The organism is Bacillus sp. FSL K6-3458 (genome assembly GCF_038005045.1).
Taxonomy (GTDB): domain Bacteria; phylum Bacillota; class Bacilli; order Bacillales; family Bacillaceae; genus Bacillus; species Bacillus altitudinis.
This window is the reverse complement of the sequence record NZ_JBBOSI010000001.1, coordinates 3,759,115-3,780,448: the sequence shown is the minus strand read 5'-3', so window position 1 is coordinate 3,780,448 and position 21,334 is coordinate 3,759,115. Positions and strand designations below refer to the sequence as shown.

The 21,334-nt window shown below is 42.8% G+C and carries 19 protein-coding genes; 16 read left to right on the top strand and 3 right to left on the bottom strand.

From position 1 onward, the window contains the following. The first annotated feature begins 8 nt into the window (after positions 1-8). The 6 genes from MHH23_RS19750 to MHH23_RS19725 all read left to right on the top strand — a co-directional run bounded on the left by MHH23_RS19750 (position 9) and on the right by MHH23_RS19725 (position 6,229). Positions 9-1,103, top strand: a complete 1,095-nt coding sequence (locus MHH23_RS19750; protein ID WP_024719000.1) for a toxic anion resistance protein — start codon at positions 9-11, stop codon at positions 1,101-1,103. A 400-nt stretch (positions 1,104-1,503) separates the two neighbouring features. Then, positions 1,504-2,769, top strand: coding sequence for a glycine/proline betaine ABC transporter ATP-binding protein OpuAA (gene opuAA / locus MHH23_RS19745; RefSeq protein ID WP_017358586.1), 1,266 nt, complete (start codon positions 1,504-1,506; stop codon positions 2,767-2,769). Positions 2,770-2,779: 10 nt separating this feature from the next. Then, positions 2,780-3,625 (top strand): glycine/proline betaine ABC transporter permease subunit OpuAB, encoded by an 846-nt coding sequence (gene opuAB / locus MHH23_RS19740; RefSeq protein ID WP_024718999.1) that lies wholly within the window; start codon positions 2,780-2,782, stop codon positions 3,623-3,625. Beyond that, the gene (locus MHH23_RS19735; protein WP_340960117.1) at positions 3,625-4,506 is read left to right on the top strand and encodes a glycine betaine ABC transporter substrate-binding protein; all 882 of its coding nucleotides are present in this window, start codon (positions 3,625-3,627) and stop codon (positions 4,504-4,506) included. Before opuAB ends, MHH23_RS19735 begins: the two co-directional genes overlap by 1 nt. 108 nt (positions 4,507-4,614) lie before the next feature. Beyond that, the gene (locus MHH23_RS19730; protein ID WP_445285665.1) at positions 4,615-5,421 is read left to right on the top strand and encodes an alpha/beta fold hydrolase; all 807 of its coding nucleotides are present in this window, start codon (positions 4,615-4,617) and stop codon (positions 5,419-5,421) included. Between the two features lie 85 nt (positions 5,422-5,506). Beyond that, complete coding sequence (locus MHH23_RS19725; protein WP_024718996.1) at positions 5,507-6,229, top strand: SDR family NAD(P)-dependent oxidoreductase; 723 nt, start codon at positions 5,507-5,509, stop codon at positions 6,227-6,229. A 47-nt stretch (positions 6,230-6,276) separates the two neighbouring features. On the opposite strand, the gene MHH23_RS19720 is transcribed toward MHH23_RS19725, so the two are convergent. Then, positions 6,277-7,404 carry a M20 peptidase aminoacylase family protein gene (locus MHH23_RS19720; RefSeq protein ID WP_340960115.1) on the bottom strand — a complete coding sequence of 376 codons (1,128 nt, stop codon included), beginning with the start codon at positions 7,402-7,404 and terminating at the stop codon, positions 6,277-6,279. A 153-nt stretch (positions 7,405-7,557) separates the two neighbouring features. Between MHH23_RS19720 and MHH23_RS19715 the strand changes: the two genes are divergently transcribed. The 3 genes from MHH23_RS19715 to MHH23_RS19705 all read left to right on the top strand — a co-directional run bounded on the left by MHH23_RS19715 (position 7,558) and on the right by MHH23_RS19705 (position 11,819). Then, positions 7,558-8,988, top strand: a complete 1,431-nt coding sequence (locus MHH23_RS19715; protein ID WP_340960114.1) for a YfcC family protein — start codon at positions 7,558-7,560, stop codon at positions 8,986-8,988. 217 nt (positions 8,989-9,205) lie between these two features. After that, positions 9,206-10,153 (top strand): L-lactate dehydrogenase, encoded by a 948-nt coding sequence (locus MHH23_RS19710; protein WP_025206699.1) that lies wholly within the window; start codon positions 9,206-9,208, stop codon positions 10,151-10,153. Between the two features lie 43 nt (positions 10,154-10,196). Then, on the top strand, positions 10,197-11,819 hold the full coding sequence (locus MHH23_RS19705; RefSeq protein ID WP_340960113.1) for an L-lactate permease: 1,623 nt from the start codon (positions 10,197-10,199) through the stop codon (positions 11,817-11,819). Positions 11,820-11,869: 50 nt separating this feature from the next. Here MHH23_RS19705 and MHH23_RS19700 read toward each other — a convergent pair whose 3' ends face one another. After that, positions 11,870-12,859 (bottom strand): LacI family DNA-binding transcriptional regulator, encoded by a 990-nt coding sequence (locus tag MHH23_RS19700; RefSeq protein WP_340960112.1) that lies wholly within the window; start codon positions 12,857-12,859, stop codon positions 11,870-11,872. Positions 12,860-12,968: 109 nt separating this feature from the next. On the opposite strand from MHH23_RS19700, the gene MHH23_RS19695 reads away from it, so the two are divergent. The 7 genes from MHH23_RS19695 (at position 12,969) to MHH23_RS19660 (ending at position 19,945) form a co-directional block, all read left to right on the top strand. Further along, positions 12,969-14,294 (top strand): DegT/DnrJ/EryC1/StrS family aminotransferase, encoded by a 1,326-nt coding sequence (locus MHH23_RS19695; RefSeq protein ID WP_340960111.1) that lies wholly within the window; start codon positions 12,969-12,971, stop codon positions 14,292-14,294. Then, on the top strand, positions 14,269-15,135 hold the full coding sequence (locus tag MHH23_RS19690; protein ID WP_074041719.1) for an HAD-IIB family hydrolase: 867 nt from the start codon (positions 14,269-14,271) through the stop codon (positions 15,133-15,135). Before MHH23_RS19695 ends, MHH23_RS19690 begins: the two co-directional genes overlap by 26 nt. Then, entirely contained in the window at positions 15,132-16,178 is a 1,047-nt protein-coding gene (locus MHH23_RS19685) for a Gfo/Idh/MocA family protein (RefSeq protein ID WP_007498302.1), read from the top strand. Before MHH23_RS19690 ends, MHH23_RS19685 begins: the two co-directional genes overlap by 4 nt. 57 nt (positions 16,179-16,235) lie before the next feature. Then, positions 16,236-17,423 (top strand): MFS transporter, encoded by a 1,188-nt coding sequence (locus tag MHH23_RS19680; protein WP_255816843.1) that lies wholly within the window; start codon positions 16,236-16,238, stop codon positions 17,421-17,423. A 125-nt stretch (positions 17,424-17,548) separates the two neighbouring features. Beyond that, positions 17,549-18,178 (top strand): LysE family translocator, encoded by a 630-nt coding sequence (locus MHH23_RS19675; protein ID WP_340960110.1) that lies wholly within the window; start codon positions 17,549-17,551, stop codon positions 18,176-18,178. A gap of 119 nt (positions 18,179-18,297) precedes the next feature. Beyond that, positions 18,298-18,681, top strand: a complete 384-nt coding sequence (locus MHH23_RS19670; protein WP_340960109.1) for a UPF0715 family protein — start codon at positions 18,298-18,300, stop codon at positions 18,679-18,681. A gap of 505 nt (positions 18,682-19,186) precedes the next feature. After that, entirely contained in the window at positions 19,187-19,945 is a 759-nt protein-coding gene (locus MHH23_RS19660; protein ID WP_340960108.1) for a YqcI/YcgG family protein, read from the top strand. Here the strand turns inward: MHH23_RS19660 and MHH23_RS19655 are convergent. Then, entirely contained in the window at positions 19,940-21,289 is a 1,350-nt protein-coding gene (locus tag MHH23_RS19655) for an amino acid permease (RefSeq protein ID WP_340960107.1), read from the bottom strand. The genes MHH23_RS19660 and MHH23_RS19655 overlap by 6 nt on opposite strands. Between the last annotated feature and the right edge of the window lie 45 nt (positions 21,290-21,334).

The window sequence follows — 21,334 nt, the reverse complement described above, 5'->3', positions numbered from 1 at the left end:
CAAAGCTTATGACAAATACAAACGGAAATGACATCATTTCAATTGATAAAGAGGAAATCACGATTGAAAAGGCAGACGATATTCGCGTTCAGCTGCGCAATGAACCAGAAGTCCAAAACATTGCGAGACAGATTGATGCCAAAAATCAGCTGGAACTGCTTGAATACGGAAAACAGCCGGCTGTCGAAATCTCTAAGTTTTCTGACCGTATTCTCTCTATGATGCGTTCAACAAGTGTCACAGACTCAGGAACGATGCTTACACAGCTTGGAAAAATTATGGATCGTTTTGATAAAAATGATTTTGACGAGCCAAAGGGCGGTTTGTTATCAAAAATCTTTAAACGCGGTGGCAGCATGATCGAGAAGATTTTCAGCAAATATCAAACGCTCGGTGCAGAAATTGAAAAAATCAATGTGGAAATTAGTAAATACAAAGATGAAATGACCAAATCGACGGTTACGCTTGAAGAAATGTATGAGCATAACATTCAATACTATATGGAGCTTGAAAAGTATGTCGTCGCAGGGCAAATGAAGATCGAAGAATTAAAACAATTGGTTCCTTCTTATGAAGAAAAAGCGGCGGGGGGAAACCAGCTGGCACAAATGGAGCTAGATACGCTTCGTAATGGAATTCAAGCGCTTGAGGAACGTGTATATGATCTTGATATGGCACGGATGGTGGCACTTCAAACGGCACCGCAAATCCGTTTGCTGCAGCGTGGTAATACGAAATTAATCGGGAAAATTAACTCTGCCTTCATCATTACGATTCCAATTTTCAAAAATGGAATCATTCAAGCGGTAACAGCGAAGAGACAAAAGCTTGTGGCTGATTCCATGAGTGAGCTGGACAGAAGAACGAATGAAATGCTGAAACGAAATGCTGAAAATATCTCAAGTCAAAGTGTTGAGATTGCTAAATTATCAGGTCGTCCAAGCATCGACATTGAAACGATCGAATCATCCTTTAATACGATTGTACAAGGGATGAAAGAGACGAAGCAGATTGAAGAAGAAAACAAACGATTACGTGAGGACGGAACAAAACGTATGCTTGAACTTCAAGATAATATTAAGAGAGCTGCCCTAGAGTCCTAAAAAAACAGGCTGTCTGTAACGAAAGTTGCAGGCAGTTTTTTCATGAATTTGATTAAAATTTGAGAAAAAAGGTTTTTATGTGACCTTTTTCGGGTAAATCCTGTTCAGGGGCATGGTTCACCCATGAAAGAAAAAGCCCGCTACCACAAGGATTCGACTTATTTTTTAGCACAATAAGGAATTTCCAGTAAAATATTGTCTGGTGAGAGAAAATACCCCGTAAAATATGTAGTTTATGAAGCATTCTATAGGATTTACGAGTAATACGGCGTATAAACTGTAATCACCAGACCTCTATATGGAATTCATACATATTGTACGGAAATAAGCGAATTCTAAAGATTGTTCGCATCATAACGCTTATGTTACGGTTATAAAGATGCTAATTTGGAGGGAAAAAATGAATTCTGAAGAGAGAAAGATCAAAATCAAGATAAATAATGTATCTAAAATTTTCGGTAAAAATGCTAAAAAAGCATCTCAAATGCTTGAAAAAGGGAAGACAAAGAGAGAAATCCTAAAAGAGACCGGCGCAACAGTTGGTGTCAATCGAGCAAATTTTGATGTGTATGACGGCGAGATATTTGTCATCATGGGGCTATCAGGGAGCGGAAAGTCCACACTTGTGCGGCTGCTGAATAGGTTAATCGAACCAACCTCCGGCGAAATTTATATTGATGGGGATATGATAACAAATATGTCAAAGGATCAATTGCGTGAAGTCAGACGGAAAAAGATCAGCATGGTCTTCCAAAACTTCGCATTGTTCCCGCATCGTACCATTCTGGAGAATACAGAATACGGGCTTGAATTGCAAGGTGTAGAGAAAGAACAGCGCCGCTCTAAAGCGCTTGAATCTTTAAAGCTTGTTGGACTTGAAGGTTTTGAAGAGCAGTACCCAAATCAATTAAGTGGCGGTATGCAGCAGCGTGTTGGATTGGCACGCGCACTAGCTAATGACCCTGATATTTTGTTAATGGATGAAGCGTTCAGCGCACTAGATCCATTAATTCGTAAAGACATGCAGGATGAATTGCTTGAGCTTCATACGTCTGTAGGAAAAACAATTATTTTCATCACGCATGATTTAGATGAAGCGCTTCGTATTGGCGACCGCATTGTCCTCATGAAAGACGGGAATATCGTTCAAATCGGAACACCAGAAGAAATTCTGATGAACCCATCGAACGAGTATGTTGAACGTTTCGTTGAAGATGTAGACCTTTCTAAAGTATTAACCGCTGGTCATATTATGAAACGTGCAGAAACAGTTCAGATTGATAAAGGGGCACGTGTTGCGCTCACGCTCATGAAGAACCTTGGTATTTCGTCTATCTATGCAGTAGATAAGAAAAAGCATTTATTAGGTGTTATTTCTGCACAAGCAGCGAAAAAAGCGGCAGAAACGGGTGCGTCGCTAGAAACTGTTCTTGATAAAGAATTTACGACAGTATTGGAATCAACGTATTTAACAGAGATCTTTGACGCGGTGTCTGATGCGAACATTCCAATTGCCGTTGTAGATGAGAAAAACAGAATGAAGGGTATTGTGGTCAGAGGTGCATTGATTGGTGCATTATCAGGTAATGATGAATATATCAACATGTCTTCTAACAAGCTAGAGGAAATTAAAGCACAAGAGCCTTCTGCACAGGAGGTAGAATAAGATGTTTAGTATGAGTGATTTACCTAGAATTCCGTTCGCGGATTATATCGATCAATTTGTTGACTGGTTAACATTAACCTTTGGTGGTTTCTTTGATGGCATCACAAATGGATTAGCTGGAACAGTAAATGGAATTGTGGCTGCACTTGGCGTCATTCCATCTATTATTTTAACGCTTATCTTTGCCGGCATTGCTTGGTGGATCAGTACAAGAGGAGTTGCTCTTTTCACACTTATTGGATTCTTACTGATCGACTATTTAGGCTACTGGCAGCCAATGCTGCAAACACTTGCGCTCGTTCTGACAGCTGTGGTCATTTCTATCGTGATCGGGGTTCCGATCGGTATTTGGGCATCACAGAAGGAAACAGTGCGTAAAATTGTCACACCTATTTTAGACTTAATGCAGACAATGCCTGCATTCGTTTATCTTTTACCAGCGATCTTCTTCTTTAACATCGGAGTAGTACCTGGGGTTGTGGCATCAGTTATTTTCTCTATGCCGCCAACGATTCGTATGACCATTCTTGGGATTAAACAAGTACCATCTGATTTAATTGAAGCAACAGAAGCTTTTGGTTCAACGACATTCCAGCGTTTGTTCAAAGTTCAGCTTCCACTTGCTACAAAAACCATCTTAGCTGGGATTAACCAAAGTATCATGCTTGCTCTATCCATGGTCGTCATTGCGGCAATGGTTGGTGCACCAGGACTTGGTTCGGAAGTATATAGTGCAGTAACGCAGCTGAAAACAGGGATTGGTTTTGAAGCTGGTATTGCCATTGTTATCGTAGCGATTACACTGGATCGTATTACACAAAACATTAAAACGAAAAAAACCAGGGGGAATGCTTAATGTGGAAAAAGTCTCTCTACATTGGGATGACCGCCCTGCTTGTCTTTTTACTAGCCGCTTGTGGTGCAAAGTCGGACTCAAATGCGAGTGCAGCACAGCAAGTGAATAAAACCATTATCGGTATTGATCCGGGTTCAGGTATTATGGCGCTGACGGATCAAGCGAAAAAGGACTACAGTTTAGAGGATTGGACGGTTGTGTCTGCCTCAAGTGCAGCGATGACAGCGACATTGAAGAAATCGTATGACCGTAAAAAACCGATTATCATCACTGGCTGGAATCCTCACTGGATGTTTTCCCGCTACGATTTAAAATATTTAGATGATCCGAAAAAATCATATGGTGAAGAAGAAGAAATTCACACCATTTCACGTAAAGGATTTGCGAAGGATCAGCCGGAAGCAGCCAAAATGCTCAGTCAATTTAAATGGTCTCAAGATGATATGGGCGAAGTGATGCTTGATATTCAGGATGGCGTCAAACCGACGGATGCTGCTGTTAAATATGTGAAAAAGCATAAAGATCAAGTAGCGAAATGGACAAAAGGCGTGAAAAAGTCAAACGGTGACAAAATCAATCTTGCCTACGTTGCGTGGGATAGTGAGATTGCAAGTACCAATGTGGCCGCAGAGGTATTACGTGAGCTTGGTTTTAAAGTGACCTTGACTCAGGTTGAAGCAGGCCCAATGTGGACAGCAATTGCAACCGGAAGTGCTGATGCATCATTATCTGCATGGCTTCCAAATACGCATAAAACGTATGCAGCGAAGTTTAAAGGAAAATATGATGACCTCGGTACAAGTATGAAGGGTCTTCGCATGGGTCTCGTTGTTCCGACTTATATGAAAAACGTCAACTCGATCGAAGATTTGAAAAAATAGCCAATTGTATAACAGTTCCCTTATAATAGAAGGGAGCATATGGAAAAAGCAGTCTGCTCAAAAAGCGACTGCTTTTTCTTATATATAAGGATGGTGGATGAGTTGTCGATGGTGGAAAAACCAATGATGATTTTCCTGCACGGTGGAGGCGTAAGCAGCTGGATGTGGCAGGAGCATATGGAAATATTCAAGGAAACGTATGAATGCTATACCCCTGATTTTATCGGTCACGGGACAAGAGCAAATGAAACGTCGTTTTCCATGCGAGAAAGTGCTTTTGAAATCATTTCATGGATAAAGGAGCATGCACATGGTCGTACAGTCATTCTAATTGGCTTCTCTCTAGGTGCACAGGTAGCCGTTGATGTGTTATCGAGAGAGCCAGACATCGCAGACATCGCCATTATCAATAGCGCCCTTGTGTTGCCATTACCATGGCTCTATTTGATGGTAAGGCCCATTTTACCTCTTACATATCCGTTATTAAAAAAAGATTGGTTCATCCAGCTGCAAGCAGAAAAGATGGGACTTCCAAACGATGTACTGGATCATTATGCAGCGGATTCCAAACAATTGCAGAAGAAGACGCTGCTTACGATGTTTCAAGAAAATCTTCATTACAAGCTCCCTGAGACGTTTCAACAAGCGAAGGCACGGATTCTTGTGACAGTGGGAGAAAAGGAAAAGGGCATTATGACTAGATCAGCAGAAAAAATCACGAATGCACACCCGAATGCAGCTGGGTTCATCGTTCCTGACATTGGACATACGTTTACTTTTGAAAAGAAAGAACTTTTTGTCAACATGATCAAAAGCTTTATAGAAGAGCGTGCGTTACCAGCGGAATTAAAGAAAATAAGGAAGCTAGGCCATTTAGAAAGTGAAGATGAGCATAAAAGGGGCAGGCATGTATAAGACATTGTATGATATAGGTATAAAACGCTTACAGATGAATGGGTGTATGGATGGAAGCTTGTAAGTGAGCCATGAAGGAGGAAGCATGAGTAAAAACTATATCATATTTGGTGCGAGTCAAGGATTAGGGGATGCCTTTGTAAAAGGTCTTCCTTCAAGTGGAGATACAGTATGGATTGTGTCACGAAGTGAACCAAGCAGTTTGAATATAGATGACGGAGTGCGTAGAATCTGGCTGAAGATCGATTTATCAAGCCAAACCCATATCCCTTTTATGCTCGAAGCATTGAAGAATCAAACAATTGATGTACTCATTTATAACGTCGGTTTATGGGAAAAACGCGGCTTTGAAGATGATTATTCTTTCGATCTTGATCAACCGGAGGATATCGCTCATTTAATCAATGTGAACGTTACCTCAACGATTACCTACATCCAAGCTCTGCTTCCGCACGTAAGGACATCTGAGAATGGAAAGATCATCGTCATTGGATCTACTGCGGGACTTGACCATACGAATTTGCCTCAGGTTTCTTTTGTTGCTTCTAAATTTGGGCTTCGTGGTATTGTGAACGCACTAAGAGAGCACGTGAGGAAAGATAAAATATCCGTTACCTGTATCAATCCAGGAGAGCTGGCGGCAGAAGTTCCGTACGAAGATGGCGCTGAAAAAGCCATTGCTCTGTATGATGAAACGAGAATACCTGTACAAGATATTGTCGAGCTGGCGAGATGTGTCATTCATCTATCAAGGGTGTCCTGTGTGAAAGAAATCAATGTACCGGCAATGACAGATGTGAATGCGTAAAATAAAGGAGGCCACCCGCTTCAGGAAAGACGGGTGGTTTTTTTATTTTACGATGAATGCTGCTGAAGTGTTTCGGATACAGCTTCCGTCAAAATCTCAATGCCGGTAAAAATCGCAGAGCGATCGAATGTCATATAAGGGTGATGAAGCCCAGGTTTTAAATCACAGCCTAAACCGAGCATCGTCGATTTAATATGAGGAAGCTTTGCTGCATAAAAATGAAAGTCCTCTCCGCCTGTCGTCACGATCGGTGGATCGAGCTGTTCTTTGCCTAGCACTTGCTCTATGGCATGTGACATGATCTCCACAGCTTCTTCATTTAATGTCGCAGCTGGAAGACGATGATCAGTTGAAAGTGTGATAGAGGCGCCAAAAGCATCCGCTACAGAATGGCATGCTCTTTCAATTTCCTTTTCTAATTCATCCATCACTTCGTTTGTCTGTGCCCGAACGTCGAGTGTAAAAGATGCCTTGCCAGGGATGATGTTGGAGCTGCCACCGCCTGCATTTAAATTGGTCATTTTCACAGAATGGGCGACTCGTGGATCGACATGGATATGCGCCAGTCTCTGCACAAGCGTAGATGCAACTTCGATGACGTTGACCCCAAGGTGCGGGCGTGCACCGTGTGCTTCCTCCCCTAGAATGGTCCCGACGTAATGATTACTTGATCCGTGCAAAATGGCAGGAGCGCAGCGTCCGTTTAAGGTTTCTTGAATTGGGCGCACATGCACCCCGTATAAATAATCGACGTCAGCTAACACACCTTTTTCGATCATCTTTAAAGCGCCGCCTCCTCTTTCTTCGGCAGGCTGAAAAATGAATCGGATCGTGCCACTTGGGAGTTTTTTTTCTTTCAATGCCATGAATGTCCCAAGTGCCATCGTCATATGTGCATCGTGTCCGCATGAATGGTTGGCTTGAAATACACCATCTACTTCCTGCCACAGTGCGTCAATATCGGCTCTCACAGCAACCACTGGTGCGCCTTCCCCAATTTCACCGATTACCCCTGTACAGTCTTCAAATGTTCTCGTTTTACAGCCTAATTTCTTTAATAGAGCTTCAATATAAGCTGTCGTATTTGTCTCTTCCCAGCTGATTTCTGGATGGGCGTGCAGATGTTCAAAGATGTCTGTCACGGTTTGTTTCATCTCGTTTGTCAAAGTTGTCATGAGAAGCCTCCTTGCTGACAGATAATCTGCCAAAACATTCTTTTAGTGAAATAATATTGATCTTAAATATCATCAGTGTTTATAATATAACACATCATTTGATTATTCAGAAAATTAAGTGAAATTCCGATCGGGACAAAGGGGTTTTGACAGATGAAAACAGCGACAGTATCAGCACCTGAGAAACAAAAAAGAAAACTTCAGATGCCGGATGCATATGTACTCTTATTTATGATTGCTTTAATTTGTACGATCGCAACGTATTTTGTACCAGCCGGTGAATTTGATCGGAAAACGTCAGGAGAGATCACAACAGCTGTTCCTGGCAGTTATCACCGTATTGATCAATCACCAGTTAGTCCGGTTGGTTTTTTTACAGCGATTCAAGAAGGGATGGTTGGTTCATCCTCTATTATTTTTCTGATTCTTTTTACTGGCGGAACCATTGCAATTTTGGAAAAGACAGGTGCCATTAACGGGATGATTCACAATGTCATCAGCCGGTTCCAAACGAAACAGCTGTTGTTTATTTGTATTGTTGGCGGATTGTTTTCTGTACTTGGGACGACCGGAATTGTGGTGAACTCAGTCATTGGCTTTATTCCTATTGGGATCATTGTGGCACGTTCTTTAAAGTGGGATGCAGTGGCGGGAGCGGCGGTTATTTACATCGGCTGTTATGCAGGTTTTAACGCAACTATTTTGTCTCCATCTCCTTTAGGTTTATCACAAACGATTGCAGAACTGCCGATTTTTTCTGGTATTGGGCTGCGTGTCATCATTTATCTTTGTTTTCTCCTATCTAGTATTGTGTACATCTATTTATATACAAAACGCTTGAAAAATAAAGAAAAGGGGAGCCTGCTTGGTGACGAGTGGTTTCCAGCTAAAGGGCTAGGAGGAGCTGATGCGGAATCTGTGGACAAGCCTGAATTCACCGGTAGACATAAGCTGATTTTAGCGGTGTGCGGTTTGTCGCTTGGGGGGTTCTTATATGGTGCGCTTCAGCTTGGCTGGACCGATAAGGAAATGGCTGGTGTATTCATTTTCATGGCAATTGCTGCTGGTCTGCTTGGGGAATTAGCTGCCAATGATATTGCAAAAACGTTTATTGTCGGCTGTCAAAGCCTTGTATACGGCGCACTCATTGTCGGCATGGCACGCTGCATTTCAGTCATTTTGGAAAACGGCAAGCTGCTTGATACTGTGGTGAATGGGCTTGCGAGTATGCTGACAGGGTTTAGTCCAATCGCTGGTGCGATCGGCATGTATATCGCCAGTGCGCTCCTTCACTTTTTGATTTCATCAGGATCAGGAGAAGCGGTTGTCTTTATACCGATTCTTGCGCCGCTTGCTGATTTAATGGGTATCACGAGACAAGTAGCGGTAGAAGCAGTGATGCTCGGTGAAGGGGTGGTCAACTGCGTGAATCCGACTTCAGGTGTGTTGATGGCTGTCTTGGCTGCAAGTGGGATTCCTTACGTGAAATGGCTGCGTTTTATGGTGCCGCTTGCGCTCATCTGGTTCGTCATCGGCCTTGTCTTTATTTGTATCGGTGTCATGATCAATTGGGGACCTTATTAAATAAGAAAGAAGCTGCCAAAGAGTGTTTGGCGGCTTTTTTCTTATGAGAAAATGTATGGGGACAGCAGTTTAAAACCACAATAAGAGTGTTCACAAAATGGCTACATTATTTTTTTGAGCAATCCCCTTGCAAAAGTTTGTGAAGTATTGCACAATAAGAATGTGAAATACTTCACATATGAAAAACAACCTAGTTTTACTCAGGAGGATGAGATAAATGACAAACGAAAAAGTAAACAAAGTAGCACTTATTGGAGCAGGTTTTGTCGGCAGCAGTTATGCCTTTACATTAATAAATCAAGCGATCACAGATGAATTGGTAGTCATCGATTTGAATCAAGACAAAGCAATGGGTGATGTCATGGATTTAAACCACGGGAAAGCATTCGCCCCGCATCCTGTGAATACTTGGTATGGAGATTATGAGGATTGTCAGGATGCTGACATTGTATGTATCTGCGCTGGTGCAAACCAAAAGCCAGGTGAAACGAGACTTGATCTTGTTGAGAAAAATTTAAATATATTTAAAGGCATTGTAGACAATGTGATGAAAAGCGGATTCGATGGTATTTTCTTAGTTGCTACGAACCCAGTTGATATTTTGACATATGCGACTTGGAAATTCAGCGGACTGCCAAAAGAACGAGTGATTGGTAGTGGAACAACGCTTGATACGGCAAGATTCAGATACATGCTTAGTGAGTACTTTGAAGCAGCGGCGCACAATGTGCATGCATACATCATTGGAGAGCATGGGGATACAGAGCTTGCTGTTTGGAGCCATGCGAATATCGGAAGTGTACCAATCACAGAATTAATGAAGAGAAATGACCAATACAAACAAGAAGATTTAGACGACATCATGGAAAATGTCCGTCATGCTGCTTACCAAATCATTGAGAAAAAAGGCGCGACTTATTACGGCGTAGCGATGAGTTTAGCCCGTATTACTAGAGCCATTTTACACAATGAAAACAGCATTTTGACTGTCAGCACTTATTTAGATGGAGAATACGGAGCAGAAGATGTCTACATTGGTGTACCTGCCCTTGTGAACCGAAATGGTGCAACAGAAATTATGGAGCTCGCACTGAACGATACAGAAAAAGAAAAATTCGCACACAGTGTGAATGTGTTAAAAGAAATTTTAGCTCCTCATTTTTAATCAATCAAAGGCAACCTATCTGAGCAGAAAAGGATGAATCACTATGTGGCAGCAAATATATGATCCGTTTGGTAATGAGTTCGTCAGTGCATTGGTGGCCATGCTTCCAATCTTGTTTTTCCTACTAGCATTAACTGTATTTAAGTTAAAAGGGGTATTAGCCGCTTGTTTTACCTTGATCGTCAGTTTTGTAACAGCTTTTTTCTTCTTTCATATGCCAATTGAAAAAGCATTATCTGCTGTGGTGCTCGGTGTATCTAATGGGCTGTGGCCGATTGGATATATCGTCATCATGGCCGTATGGCTCTATAAAATTGCTGTGAAGTCTGGAAAGTTTGATGTCATTCGTTCTAGTATTGCAGGAATTTCTCAAGATCAACGGTTACAGCTCTTATTAATTGGTTTTAGTTTTAACGCATTTTTAGAGGGAGCCGCTGGATTCGGTGTACCGATTGCGATTAGTGCCGCTCTTTTAACAGAGCTTGGGTTTAAACCACTGAAAGCCGCCATGCTCTGCTTGATTGCAAATGCTGCGTCTGGCGCTTTTGGTGCAGTAGGTATTCCAGTTATTACTGGAGCACAAATGGGAAATATGACGCCGCTTGAGCTGTCTCAAACCCTTGTGTACACCATTCCGTTTATTTCTTTCTGTATCCCGTTTCTGCTTATTCTCATTGTAGACGGCTTTAAAGGGATCAAAGAAACACTTCCAGCCTTGCTTGTTGTAAGTGGAAGCTATGCGATTCTACAGGCTGTTACAATGGTCACGATGGGCCCTGAGCTTGCCAATATTATTTCAGCTTTAGCGAGTATGGGAATTTTGGCTTTATTTCTACGAAAATGGCAGCCGAAACATATTTATCGTGAAGAAGGGGCACCAGCCATTGAGAAGAAACAAACGTATAGCGGGGTTGAGGTGCTGAAAGCATGGTCTCCGTTTTATATTTTAACTGCCGTCATTACTGTATGGAGCCTACCAGCTTTTAAAGCATTATTTGCTGAAGGAGGACTGCTCAACTGGACAACCATTTTAGTGAAAATGCCGTTTCTGCATCAGCAAATTGTGAAATTACCACCTATTGCTCAAACAGAAACACCGATTGATGCGATCTTTAAAATTGATGTTATTAGTGCAACAGGTACCGCCATTTTAATTGCGGTGATGCTGACAGGATTGTTCAGCAGACATATTACATTAAAAGAAGGGGCTGCCTGCTTAAATGCAGCGGTCAAAGAGCTTTGGGTCCCTGTTCTTACGATTTGTTTTGTCATGGGCTTTGCCAACTTGGCGAACTTTGCAGGTCTAAGTTCTGCTATCGGACTAGCGCTTGCTAAAACAGGCGATTTATTCCCGCTTGTCAGCCCAGTGCTTGGCTGGATCGGCGTGTTTATTACGGGATCTGTTGTGAGTAACAATGCCTTATTCGGCAACCTTCAAGCAGTCACCGCTTCTCAAATCGGCTCTCAGGCAGGTTTGTTAATCGGGGCAAATACGACCGGTGGTGTGATGGCGAAATTAATTTCCCCACAATCCATTGCCATTGCAACAGCAGCTGTTGGAGAAACAGGTAAAGAATCTGAGCTCTTCCAAAAAACAGTGAAGTACAGCTTCATATTGCTCGGCATCGTATGTATATGGACATTTATTCTTGCTCAATTTATATAGGTTGATCGATTGATTGAAAAATGGAAGACTGAGAGATTTCTCAGTCTTTTTTATGTGGATTCTCGTGTGACAAGCCGAGTAGGTAGCTGAATATGTTCACGTTGTAATGGTTTTTGATCTTGGAGCAGCTGAATCATTTGTTTTACAGACTGCTGGCCAAGCTCGACGATGGGGATGTCGATGGTCGTGATCGTTGGAGCTGTCACCTCGCAAATGTCTTGATTGTCATAACCGATCACCGCTAAATCCTTAGGAATGTGATATCCATATGAAATGGCTTGTTTAATGAGGCCTGCTGCCACTTGATCATTGCCGGTGAAAATCGCATCCGGCGCATCCGGCATCCGGTGGATTAAGTCCATTAAACGAAAGCCGTCCTCAATGGTAAAAGCCTCGCCGAACAGCCAATCTTCTTTAAGCGGCAAACCGTGATCAGAAAGCGCATCAAGATAGCCTTGCTTTCTTTGTTTTTGCGCTTCACTGCTTTCTGTATCAAAGCAAAATCCAATGGATGTACGCCCTGATTGAATCAAGTAGTCAACCGCTTTATAAGTAGCTTCCCGCTCATCATATCCGATAATCGGAATGTCTGCTGTTTGATGATACTCATTTGCCATGACGATCGGGCCGTTTGCTAAAAATGGCTCGATTGTTTCCCACTTATTTTCTAACGCCCCCAAAATGACACCATCTACTTCTTTTCTTTTTAATAATTGAAGCCCTTCAAGTTCTACTGATTCTTGATAAAACGTCTGGAGCACGATGGCTTTATACCCTTGATCCAGTGCTTCCTTTGAAATGCCTTTAATCAATTGTGCAAAAAAAGGATGGTCCACAGCTGGAACAGACACAGCAATGGTTTTTGTCTGATGTGACCGAAGGGTGCGGGCTGCTGAGCTTGGTGTATACTCCATTTCCTTCATCACCTGTAAAATGTGCTGGCGCTTTTCTTCTGATACATATGGATGGTTGTTCAGCACCCGAGAAACAGTGGTCGTTGAAACCCCGCAGCGTTTGGCAATTTCATAAATTGTACACATATTAACAAATCCTTTACACAAAGTTATTGTTCTGAAATCGATAACATCATTTACAATGTGAAACAAGTTAAATATTAACAAATGGAATTGATTAATTGGAGGGAATGGAATGCAAATATTGACGAAGATATCAGGTAAAAGCAAGGATTATCTACCGTTGCTGGATATGATCAATCAAGGTGTTCAAGTAAAGGCTGATTCAGTTGAAAAGAATCTAGCGAATGATAAGCTTGCTGCGTTCCTTGAGCAAGATATTGCGCGTACAGGTTTGGAAAAAATTCTCTTCCATTATAAACAAAATAAGGAAAAAAAGATACCGTTCCTGCCGGTCGATAAACTGATTTCGGAGGATGAGATCGATGACATTATGCAGGTGCTGAAAGAAGTATTAAGTTCAGGCCGTTTTACATCAGGCCCTTATATTCCAAAGTTTGAAAAGACGCTCGCAGCATACTTAGGGAAAAAATATGTCATTGCCACATCAAGTGGAACAGATGCCTTGATGATCAGTTTAATATCAGCAGGCGTCCATCCTGGAGATGAGGTCATCCTGCCTGCCAACAGCTTTGCTGCAACAGAAAATGCAGTGCTTGCGATTGGTGCGGTTCCAGTCTATGCCGATATTGATCCAGACACCTACTGCCTAGCGCCGAATGAAATAGAAAAGCATATTACAGATAAGACAGTATGTATTCTCCCGGTTCATTTGTATGGAAAGCAAGCGGATATGAAGGCCATTTCGACAATTGCGAAACGGCATGGTCTATCGATCATTGAGGATGGCTGTCAGGCGATTGGCAGTAGCGAGCTTGGGGCATTTGGGGATGGACTTGTTCTCAGCTTTAATCCTTACAAAAACCTTGGAGTTTGCGGAAAGGCAGGAGCCATCGCGACAAATGATGAAGCCCTAGCCGAAAAATGCATGGAAATCAGCTATCACGGCTTTGAAGCAGGAAAGAAAAACGTGAAGCGCAGTGACTATGGCTTTAATTCTAAGATTGATAACTTACAGGCCGCAATCGGGCTAGAACGAATGAAATATTTAGGTTTACAAAACTTTAAACGCTTTTACTTGGCAAAGAGATACATAGATCAGCTGCAAACGCTGGAGGACGAAGGCTACATAAAGCTTCCGAAGCTAACAGAGGATCATGTATGGCATCTATTCCCGATCAGAGTGGTGAAGGGAAGCCGAGATGAGCTGGCAGAGAAATTACTGGAAATGGGCATAGAAACAGCCGTCTATTACCCAATTTTATCGCATCAGCATCAAACGAATCTTGTTTCTCAAAAGTATAAACAAACGGCACTTCCACATACGGAAAAAGCCGTACAGCAATTACTCCATTTGCCGCTTTATCCAGGTATGCCGCTGCAAGATCAGGAGAAAGTCATCGAGGGGGTCCATCATGTTATCAAATCTTCCATTCAATAAAAAGCTGGTGCATCAACCGCAACATCCGCAGTGGATCGTCTTCTGTGATTTCGATGAGACCTATTATTCTCACGGAATGACCGAGGAGCAGAGAGAGGATGTAAAACGGCTGGAAGCTTTTGTGGCAGAAAAGAGCGAAGCCGGACAGCTCATGCTGGGCTGGGTGACGGGAAGCAGCCTCGATTCTGTTACGAGCAAAATGGAGAAAGGCGGTTTCTATCAATTCCCGCATTTCATTGCGTCGAATTTAGGAACTGAAATCGTGTATACATCAGATAGGAAATTTGGACAGCCGGATGCAGAATGGATGAAACGGCTTGATGCACAGGGCTTTTCAGACGAAAAAATTGAAGATATTCTGCAAGCCGTACGTGAAAAGGGGATCACCCTTAGGCCGCAAACGCAGCTAGGCAGCTCTGGGTATAAAAAGAATTTCTATTATCAGGAGCAGGATGAACGAACAGATCTCCATCATCTATCATTCATCCAAACACTTGCGAAGGAGCGAGGAGTGGCGGTGAACATCAACAAATGCAACCCACTTGCGGGTGACCCTGCGGATTGCTATGACGTTGATTTTTTACCAGTGGGAACAGGGAAGGATGAAATCGTTCGGTTTATGCTGAATCAATATAACCTGTCAAAAGATAAGGGCTTTGCTTTTGGTGATAGTGGGAATGATCTGCGGATGCTTCAATCCGTCACGCACGGCTTTCTTGTCCAAAATGCAACAGCCGAAGCCAAACGGCACCATCATCAAATTTGTCATCATGGGTATGCAAAAGGAATCTATGAAACATTGAAAACAGTGATGTATAAACATGAGGAGGCACATTCATGAAGAAAATTGGAATTGTTGGAGCAGGGAATATTGCAAAAGCACATGCTAGAGCATTATCAACGATCAAAGGTGCAGAATTATCTGGGGTCTATGACTTGCACGAATCCGTCGCACAAGGATTTATTAAACAGTACGGCGGACGGGTGTATGCCAGTATCGAAACACTAGCGGATGCATCAGATGGATTGATCATTGCTTCCCCTAACTTCTGTCACAAGGACCATGCCCTTCAGGCGCTTAGAGCAGGACAGCCGATTTTATGTGAAAAACCGATGGCTGTATCGTTAAAAGAAGCGAAGGAAATGGTGGAGACAGCCAAACAGTTCCAGGTTCAAGCCAGTATGGGCTTTAACTATCGCTATTTATCCTTTGTGAATATTTTGAAGAACTTGATCGCCAATGGTGAATTAGGACGCGTTTTGACAGTACGGACACATTTTAAGAAAAATAGTGCCCTTAGAAGAAAGACATTTTCGTGGAGAGACAGCGGCGAAAGTCTGCGTACAAGCGGTGCATTAGGAGATTTAGGGATTCATTTGATTGATATGCTGTGGTACTTATTTGGCAGTGAAATGAAAAAAGAATCCCTTAATACGAAGATGCTGACACATGTAAAGGAAAAGGAAGAGAAAAAGGTACAGGTCGATGACCATACCGAAATTTTTGGGCAAATGGAGAATCAAGTGTTCTTTCATTTGGTGACGTCCAAAAGTACGCAGCCGGAGGAATGTGGATTTAGTGTAGAAGTAGTGGGGCATGACAAGGTTTTTAAATACCATACAAACATGAAAAACGAATATGAGATCAGTGATGGCTTGTGTGTAGAGCGTCATCAAATGCCACAAACATTGCTGACAGATCCACCAAATGAATTTTATGGATGGTCTGATACATTCCGTGATCAGCTGATGCATTGGGTAAATACAAACTCATATCCATCTCATATGAAGGTAGCTGATTTTGAAGATGGTTATCGCGCGCAGGCTGCGCTGAATACGTGCTTCGAGAGGGAAGAGGCTGTCGTCTCTGCCCGCGCATATTAATGAAGAGGTGGAGCGGAGGATATCATGACTCCGCTCCTTTTTAGAGGAAGTGAAAAGATGAAAAAGGTGTTTTATTTTGGCTGTATCTTTTATTTTTTTATTGGGACCATTCATGTGTTTTTTGGCAGTTTAACGCCTTATTTGCTGTCTAGTTATGATAAGGGTCCTGGGGAATTATCTTCTTTAATCTTCTTTCAGTTTATTGGCTTTTTGACAGGCGTTCTTTTGTCGCCCATTCTTGTGAGGAAAAAAGGCTACGGCGCTGTTCTGACGATGGGATTGCTGCTGATGATCGGAGCGCTTCTTCTTGGCCTTTTGGTACCAGGTTGGACGATTCTTGTGGTGGCAGGTTTTTTCCTTGGGAGCGGTGCTGGCAGTCTTGAGACAACGGCCGGGGCGTATGTCATTTCAATGGCAAACAGTGCAAAGCGAATCAGCATCATGGAGGTCTTTTTTGGATTAGGTGCATTATTATTTCCTCTATTGATTCTGCTGACTGTGACAGAGGAAACGTGGCATTATGTGTTTTTATTTCAAGTCGGTGCACTGACTTTTTTCCTTATGCTCTGGCTTACTTTTATGAATAAACTCCCTCGTGGGCAGATGGCGGCTCCTATTCAAGACATGAAGAAACCGTCCTTGCTGTTTGATCGAGGGAATCGGATGATTGTGGTGCTGATGATCTGTTTTGCGTTTTTCTACGCAGGAATTGAAACGAACTTTGCGAACTTTTTACCGTCGATCATGCTAGAAAAAGGGGGAGACAACTGGGGTCTTTTTGCGGTCTCTACTTTTTGGACAGCGATCGTCATTGGCAGAACTGTCATTGCGAGAAAAGCCGATCAGCTGCATCCGCTGCGTTTTTTAAAGTTAAGCGCAGCGCTGATGATTGTGCTGCTCGCCGTATTTGCTCTAGCCACCCACATCGCCGCGCAGCTAATTCTTATCTTTTTCATCGGTCTGTGCGCAGCTGGCATGTTCCCTATTGCCCTGACGGCTTCTGCATTAATGATTGAAAATGCCATCGACGAGGCCACGAGTTATTTTATTGCCGCCGCTAGTTTAGGTGGAGCTTGTTTGTCCTTTTTGATTGGGTTTAGCCTTGAGTGGGCAGGTGCGGCAAGCGCCGTCTTTGTTTTCGCCTTTTTAGCTGTTCTCCTTTTTGCGGCTGCCATTCAAATGAATCGATCTCGGAAAAAAGAAACCATACCCACACAGCCGCCGGCGATGAAAGCAGATCGATAAGCAGCTGATCTGGTGGCTCCTCCTTTTGTATAGCTTATCTTCAGAAAAGGTGACGAAGGACTTGTACTAAAACAACGAAAGCGTGAATAACATGTACAAGTCAGCATCAAAAGGAGGACGTCTATGTGGCGGTGTTTTTTGGTTATATCTTTTTAGGGTTGTCACTTTCAGCGCCTGTTGGGCCAGTCAATGCAGCCCAAATCGACAGAGGGATTAAAAGTGGATTTTGGCACGCTTGGATTTTTGGTGTGGGGGCTATGGCTGCGGATATTGTCTATATGCTCCTCATCTATTTTGGTGTCGCCCAGCTTTTGACTGCACCTCTTGTGAAAACCTTTTTGTGGCTGTTCGGCTTTTTCGTTCTGACCTATACCGGTATTGAAAGCCTTCGTAAAATCAATTTGCAGGAAAGCCCAAAGAAGGACGGAGGAAACACGTCGATCGGGCATTCGTTCATGACGGGATTTTTTATTTCTCTTTCCAATCCGCTTAGTATTTTATTTTGGCTTGGAATTTATGGAAGTATTTTGGCCAATACGATTGAAAAGTACGGGGCATCTCAAATGCTGATTTACAGCATCGCTATTTTCATCGGCATGCTCTTATGGGATTTCTGTATGGCGCTGCTCGCCAGTACGTTTAGACGGTATTTAAATGAACGAATGTTGCACGGCTTATCCGTTCTGGCAGGTCTCTCTTTACTTGGCTTCGGTGCCTATTTTGGATATCAAGGGATCATGGCGCTCATTGGATAGAATGGTAGATAAGAAAAAGGGCTAAAATCTAAATCATTTTAGCCCTTTTTCATATTTGACAGAAATAGGACACTCTTCAATCATGATGGAAGATACATAAAATTGAAGGAGTTTTTGCCATGCGTATGTTCCTGCCAGCATTCAACTATGTGTGTATGTTGATTTTGTCTGTGATCACAGCGACATTTGTTTATACCATGTTGTTTGCGCCACCTGAATCCGGATTCAGTTATGTGGAGGTCACCAGTCTTTTCATTTTGATCGCTTATGTCCTATTTGCTACACCTATCCAAATGGTTTTACACCGTCATCCTGAGAAGTTTCGACGCCGTGATTTATTGGTTTATTTTATCGGGGCGTGGGTGGTTTGTACGGCGCTCGCATTATGGATTGATTATGGTGTTGTCGTCTTTATTAGCTACAAAGTTTATCTATTTAGCTTTTGCGCGGCCTTTATTTATTGGCTGCTTGATTCCGCCTTTTTAAAGAAGAAACAATCATAAAGGCTTTTCCCGTTTTTTCTCTTGAACATGAACGTGTATGACCTTCGAGAGTCCGCTTGATACAAAAGCAAGAGCCGTCATCAGAAGGACCCAATATAGATTGCTAAGGTCAAATCCAGTATAAGCGAAGATGAAAATCATCGAAATCACGGACGTTAATATGAGGACAGGCCATATCCGTTTAAATAGCAGATAACCAACAAATCCCCAAAGGAAAGCCATCACTGGTAGTGTAAATAAGATTAGATACATCGGATGGAGAAAAAGAAGACGCATGTCATTCACCCATTTCTTTTATAATGACCAACTCTATTAGATAGAGGCGGCTAAATGATGATATGCAGAAGCATACTCATACATGATTAGATAAATGGAAGTGAATTCCTGCATCATCCGGCAAATCAACCACCTTGTGAATGTCCAGTGAAAGTCGTTGAAGGACAGTCACCACAGCTTTTTCCTCCTCATAGGCTATGGAGAAGACGCTAAAACGAGGTGGAAAAAAATGGCCCAGCTGTATGCAAAAAGTTGCCTTGATCAAAATCTACGATCACTAGATGAATGGAAGCAGGATGCTTTCACACAGTTTGGAGAAATGGTCGGTGATGAGGCAGATACATTTCCGTGTGTACCAGGCAGACAGGGATTTTTTCTCGATCATTTACGCTATGGATTTGTCGGTGATCTGCGGGGAGACGGGGCAGTAAATGAGTTAGCAGAGCTGCTAAAAGAATATCAAGGCTGCGCTAAACAAACTGGTCAATACGCTTCATTTATCTGCTTTTTTGAAACTCCGCAGGATTTAAAGGAAAGCCCAATTGAAGAATTTGAGCAGCAGTTCTGGTCATTGCTTCAACGGTTACATCAAAAAGATGCAGTGCCATGGCCTGAAGAGGTTCCACTGGACCCTCATCACCATGAATGGGAGTACTGTTTTCATGGCGAGGCTTATTTTATTCTGTGTTCGACACCAGCTCATAAGCTCAGAAAGAGCCGCCACTTTCCATATGCCATGATGGCATTTCAGCCTAGATGGGTGTTCGAAAAATTGAATGGATCGACCAAGTTTGGACAAAAAATGAGCCAGCTCGTTCGCAAGCGGCTCAAAGCATATGATCAAGTTGACGTCCATCCATCATTAAAATGGTACGGTGATCCAACAAATCATGAATGGAAACAATATTTTCTCTCAGATGATGAGGCGGAGAAACCAGCCTCCGCCAAATGTCCATTTACTGCTTTAAAAAACATGATGAAATTATGATGCGGCCTGATCCTGTTTCCACTTTTTTCTCATAAAGAGTACCATGATGCCAATCACGGCGATGATCCCAAGGCTTATAAAAAAGCCGGGTCGTCCGCTTGCCTCTGTCAGAGTGCCTGAAACAGCCGCACCAATCAAGAGCAGGGCAAGAATCGTTTCGCACGTTTGGCGAGTGGATGGCTTTGACAGCTTTTTGCTCGAAAGCAGAATAAACACCCATGTGTATAAAAGAGTTAAACCGGCTGCTGTTGTGAGATGCTCATATATGTGTTTGGACAAAAAGAGTGCCAGCAAAATCGAGACAATCAATCCAGCAGCAGTTAACAAGATCGAAGACCATCTGACATGAGATGGTTCTTTTTGTTTAAAACAAGCAGGTGCATCGTGATGTTCCGACATCGTGCCAAGCAGCGTCGTGACTGCATAGAGGGAGGCAACCAATGTGGAAAACCCAGCAATAATGAAAATGCCATTAAAGATATGAAGGAAAATCGATAAATGAAATGGCTCCAGTGATGTAATAAATGGACTGCTATTCTCGTTAAAGGCTGTCACTGGAACAAGCAAAAGCGCAAGTCCGATGGAGACGATATAAATGACAGCAAGAATGATCAGCATCACACGTCCAGATTTTGCGGCGTCTTTCGGGTCTTTTAAATGAACCGCCATCAGCCCCATGACTTCAATTCCCCCGAAAGCATAAAACGCATAAATCAGCCCATTCCATAAACCGAGCGGGCCGAGTGGCATCCATTCATGGTCTTTATTTGGCAGGTGGAGGGTGGGCCTATGCTCTGTGAGAATGCCGCATAAAACAAGAACGGCAAGGACGACAAACAATAGGATCGCCCCGGTTTTCAGCACGGCAAGGACATTTTCCGTCTTTTGAAAAGAAGAAAGCCCAATGATAATCACAAGCAGGGCAAGAGCGGAATAAATCGCTGAAAACACCCATAGTGGAATGGATGGAAACCAGTGACGAGTAAAAAGAGAAATCGCCGTCAGTTGACTCCCTGTGATCAGCATTTCTGAAAACCAATACACCCAGCCATTACTAAAACCCGCCCAGCGCCCATAGGCTTTTCGGGCATAGGAACAAAATGATCCCTTATCTGGGTTCTCGGCTGTCATCGCAGCCAGGTGTTTAAAGACGAGATATGTGCCGACTGCCGCAAGCAAAAATGAAATGCAGACGGAATAACCGGATTTTGTAATAGCGATGCTGGAACCAAGGAAGAAACCAGTGCCGATTGTACAGCCGACTCCGATAAGTGAAAGCTGCCACCAAGATAAAGATTGTTCTTCTTTCAATGCATGTGCAACACCTTTCTGATTCAATAGCATTAGCTTGTGACCGCCTCTTTTTTTTATACATGATCAAGAGGACGA

Bases quoted from the DNA above. Each gene is read 5' to 3' on its own strand.
- MHH23_RS19700 (WP_340960112.1), bottom strand. From the start codon at position 12,859: ATGTGTACAATTTATGAAATTGCCAAACGCTGCGGGGTTTCAACGACC.
- MHH23_RS19720 (WP_340960115.1), bottom strand. From the start codon at position 7,404: ATGACAACTTTGACAAACGAGATGAAACAAACCGTGACAGACATCTTT.
- MHH23_RS19690 (WP_074041719.1), top strand. From the start codon at position 14,269: ATGTTATCAAATCTTCCATTCAATAAAAAGCTGGTGCATCAACCGCAA.
- MHH23_RS19655 (WP_340960107.1), bottom strand. From the start codon at position 21,289: ATGCTATTGAATCAGAAAGGTGTTGCACATGCATTGAAAGAAGAACAA.
- MHH23_RS19725 (WP_024718996.1), top strand. From the start codon at position 5,507: ATGAGTAAAAACTATATCATATTTGGTGCGAGTCAAGGATTAGGGGAT.
- MHH23_RS19730 (WP_445285665.1), top strand. From the start codon at position 4,615: ATGGTGGAAAAACCAATGATGATTTTCCTGCACGGTGGAGGCGTAAGC.
- MHH23_RS19680 (WP_255816843.1), top strand. From the start codon at position 16,236: ATGAAAAAGGTGTTTTATTTTGGCTGTATCTTTTATTTTTTTATTGGG.
- MHH23_RS19705 (WP_340960113.1), top strand. From the start codon at position 10,197: ATGTGGCAGCAAATATATGATCCGTTTGGTAATGAGTTCGTCAGTGCA.
- MHH23_RS19735 (WP_340960117.1), top strand. From the start codon at position 3,625: ATGTGGAAAAAGTCTCTCTACATTGGGATGACCGCCCTGCTTGTCTTT.
- MHH23_RS19670 (WP_340960109.1), top strand. From the start codon at position 18,298: ATGCGTATGTTCCTGCCAGCATTCAACTATGTGTGTATGTTGATTTTG.
- opuAB (WP_024718999.1), top strand. From the start codon at position 2,780: ATGAGTGATTTACCTAGAATTCCGTTCGCGGATTATATCGATCAATTT.
- MHH23_RS19715 (WP_340960114.1), top strand. From the start codon at position 7,558: ATGAAAACAGCGACAGTATCAGCACCTGAGAAACAAAAAAGAAAACTT.
- MHH23_RS19685 (WP_007498302.1), top strand. From the start codon at position 15,132: ATGAAGAAAATTGGAATTGTTGGAGCAGGGAATATTGCAAAAGCACAT.
- MHH23_RS19710 (WP_025206699.1), top strand. From the start codon at position 9,206: ATGACAAACGAAAAAGTAAACAAAGTAGCACTTATTGGAGCAGGTTTT.
- MHH23_RS19660 (WP_340960108.1), top strand. From the start codon at position 19,187: ATGGCCCAGCTGTATGCAAAAAGTTGCCTTGATCAAAATCTACGATCA.
- MHH23_RS19695 (WP_340960111.1), top strand. From the start codon at position 12,969: ATGCAAATATTGACGAAGATATCAGGTAAAAGCAAGGATTATCTACCG.
- MHH23_RS19750 (WP_024719000.1), top strand. From the start codon at position 9: ATGACAAATACAAACGGAAATGACATCATTTCAATTGATAAAGAGGAA.
- opuAA (WP_017358586.1), top strand. From the start codon at position 1,504: ATGAATTCTGAAGAGAGAAAGATCAAAATCAAGATAAATAATGTATCT.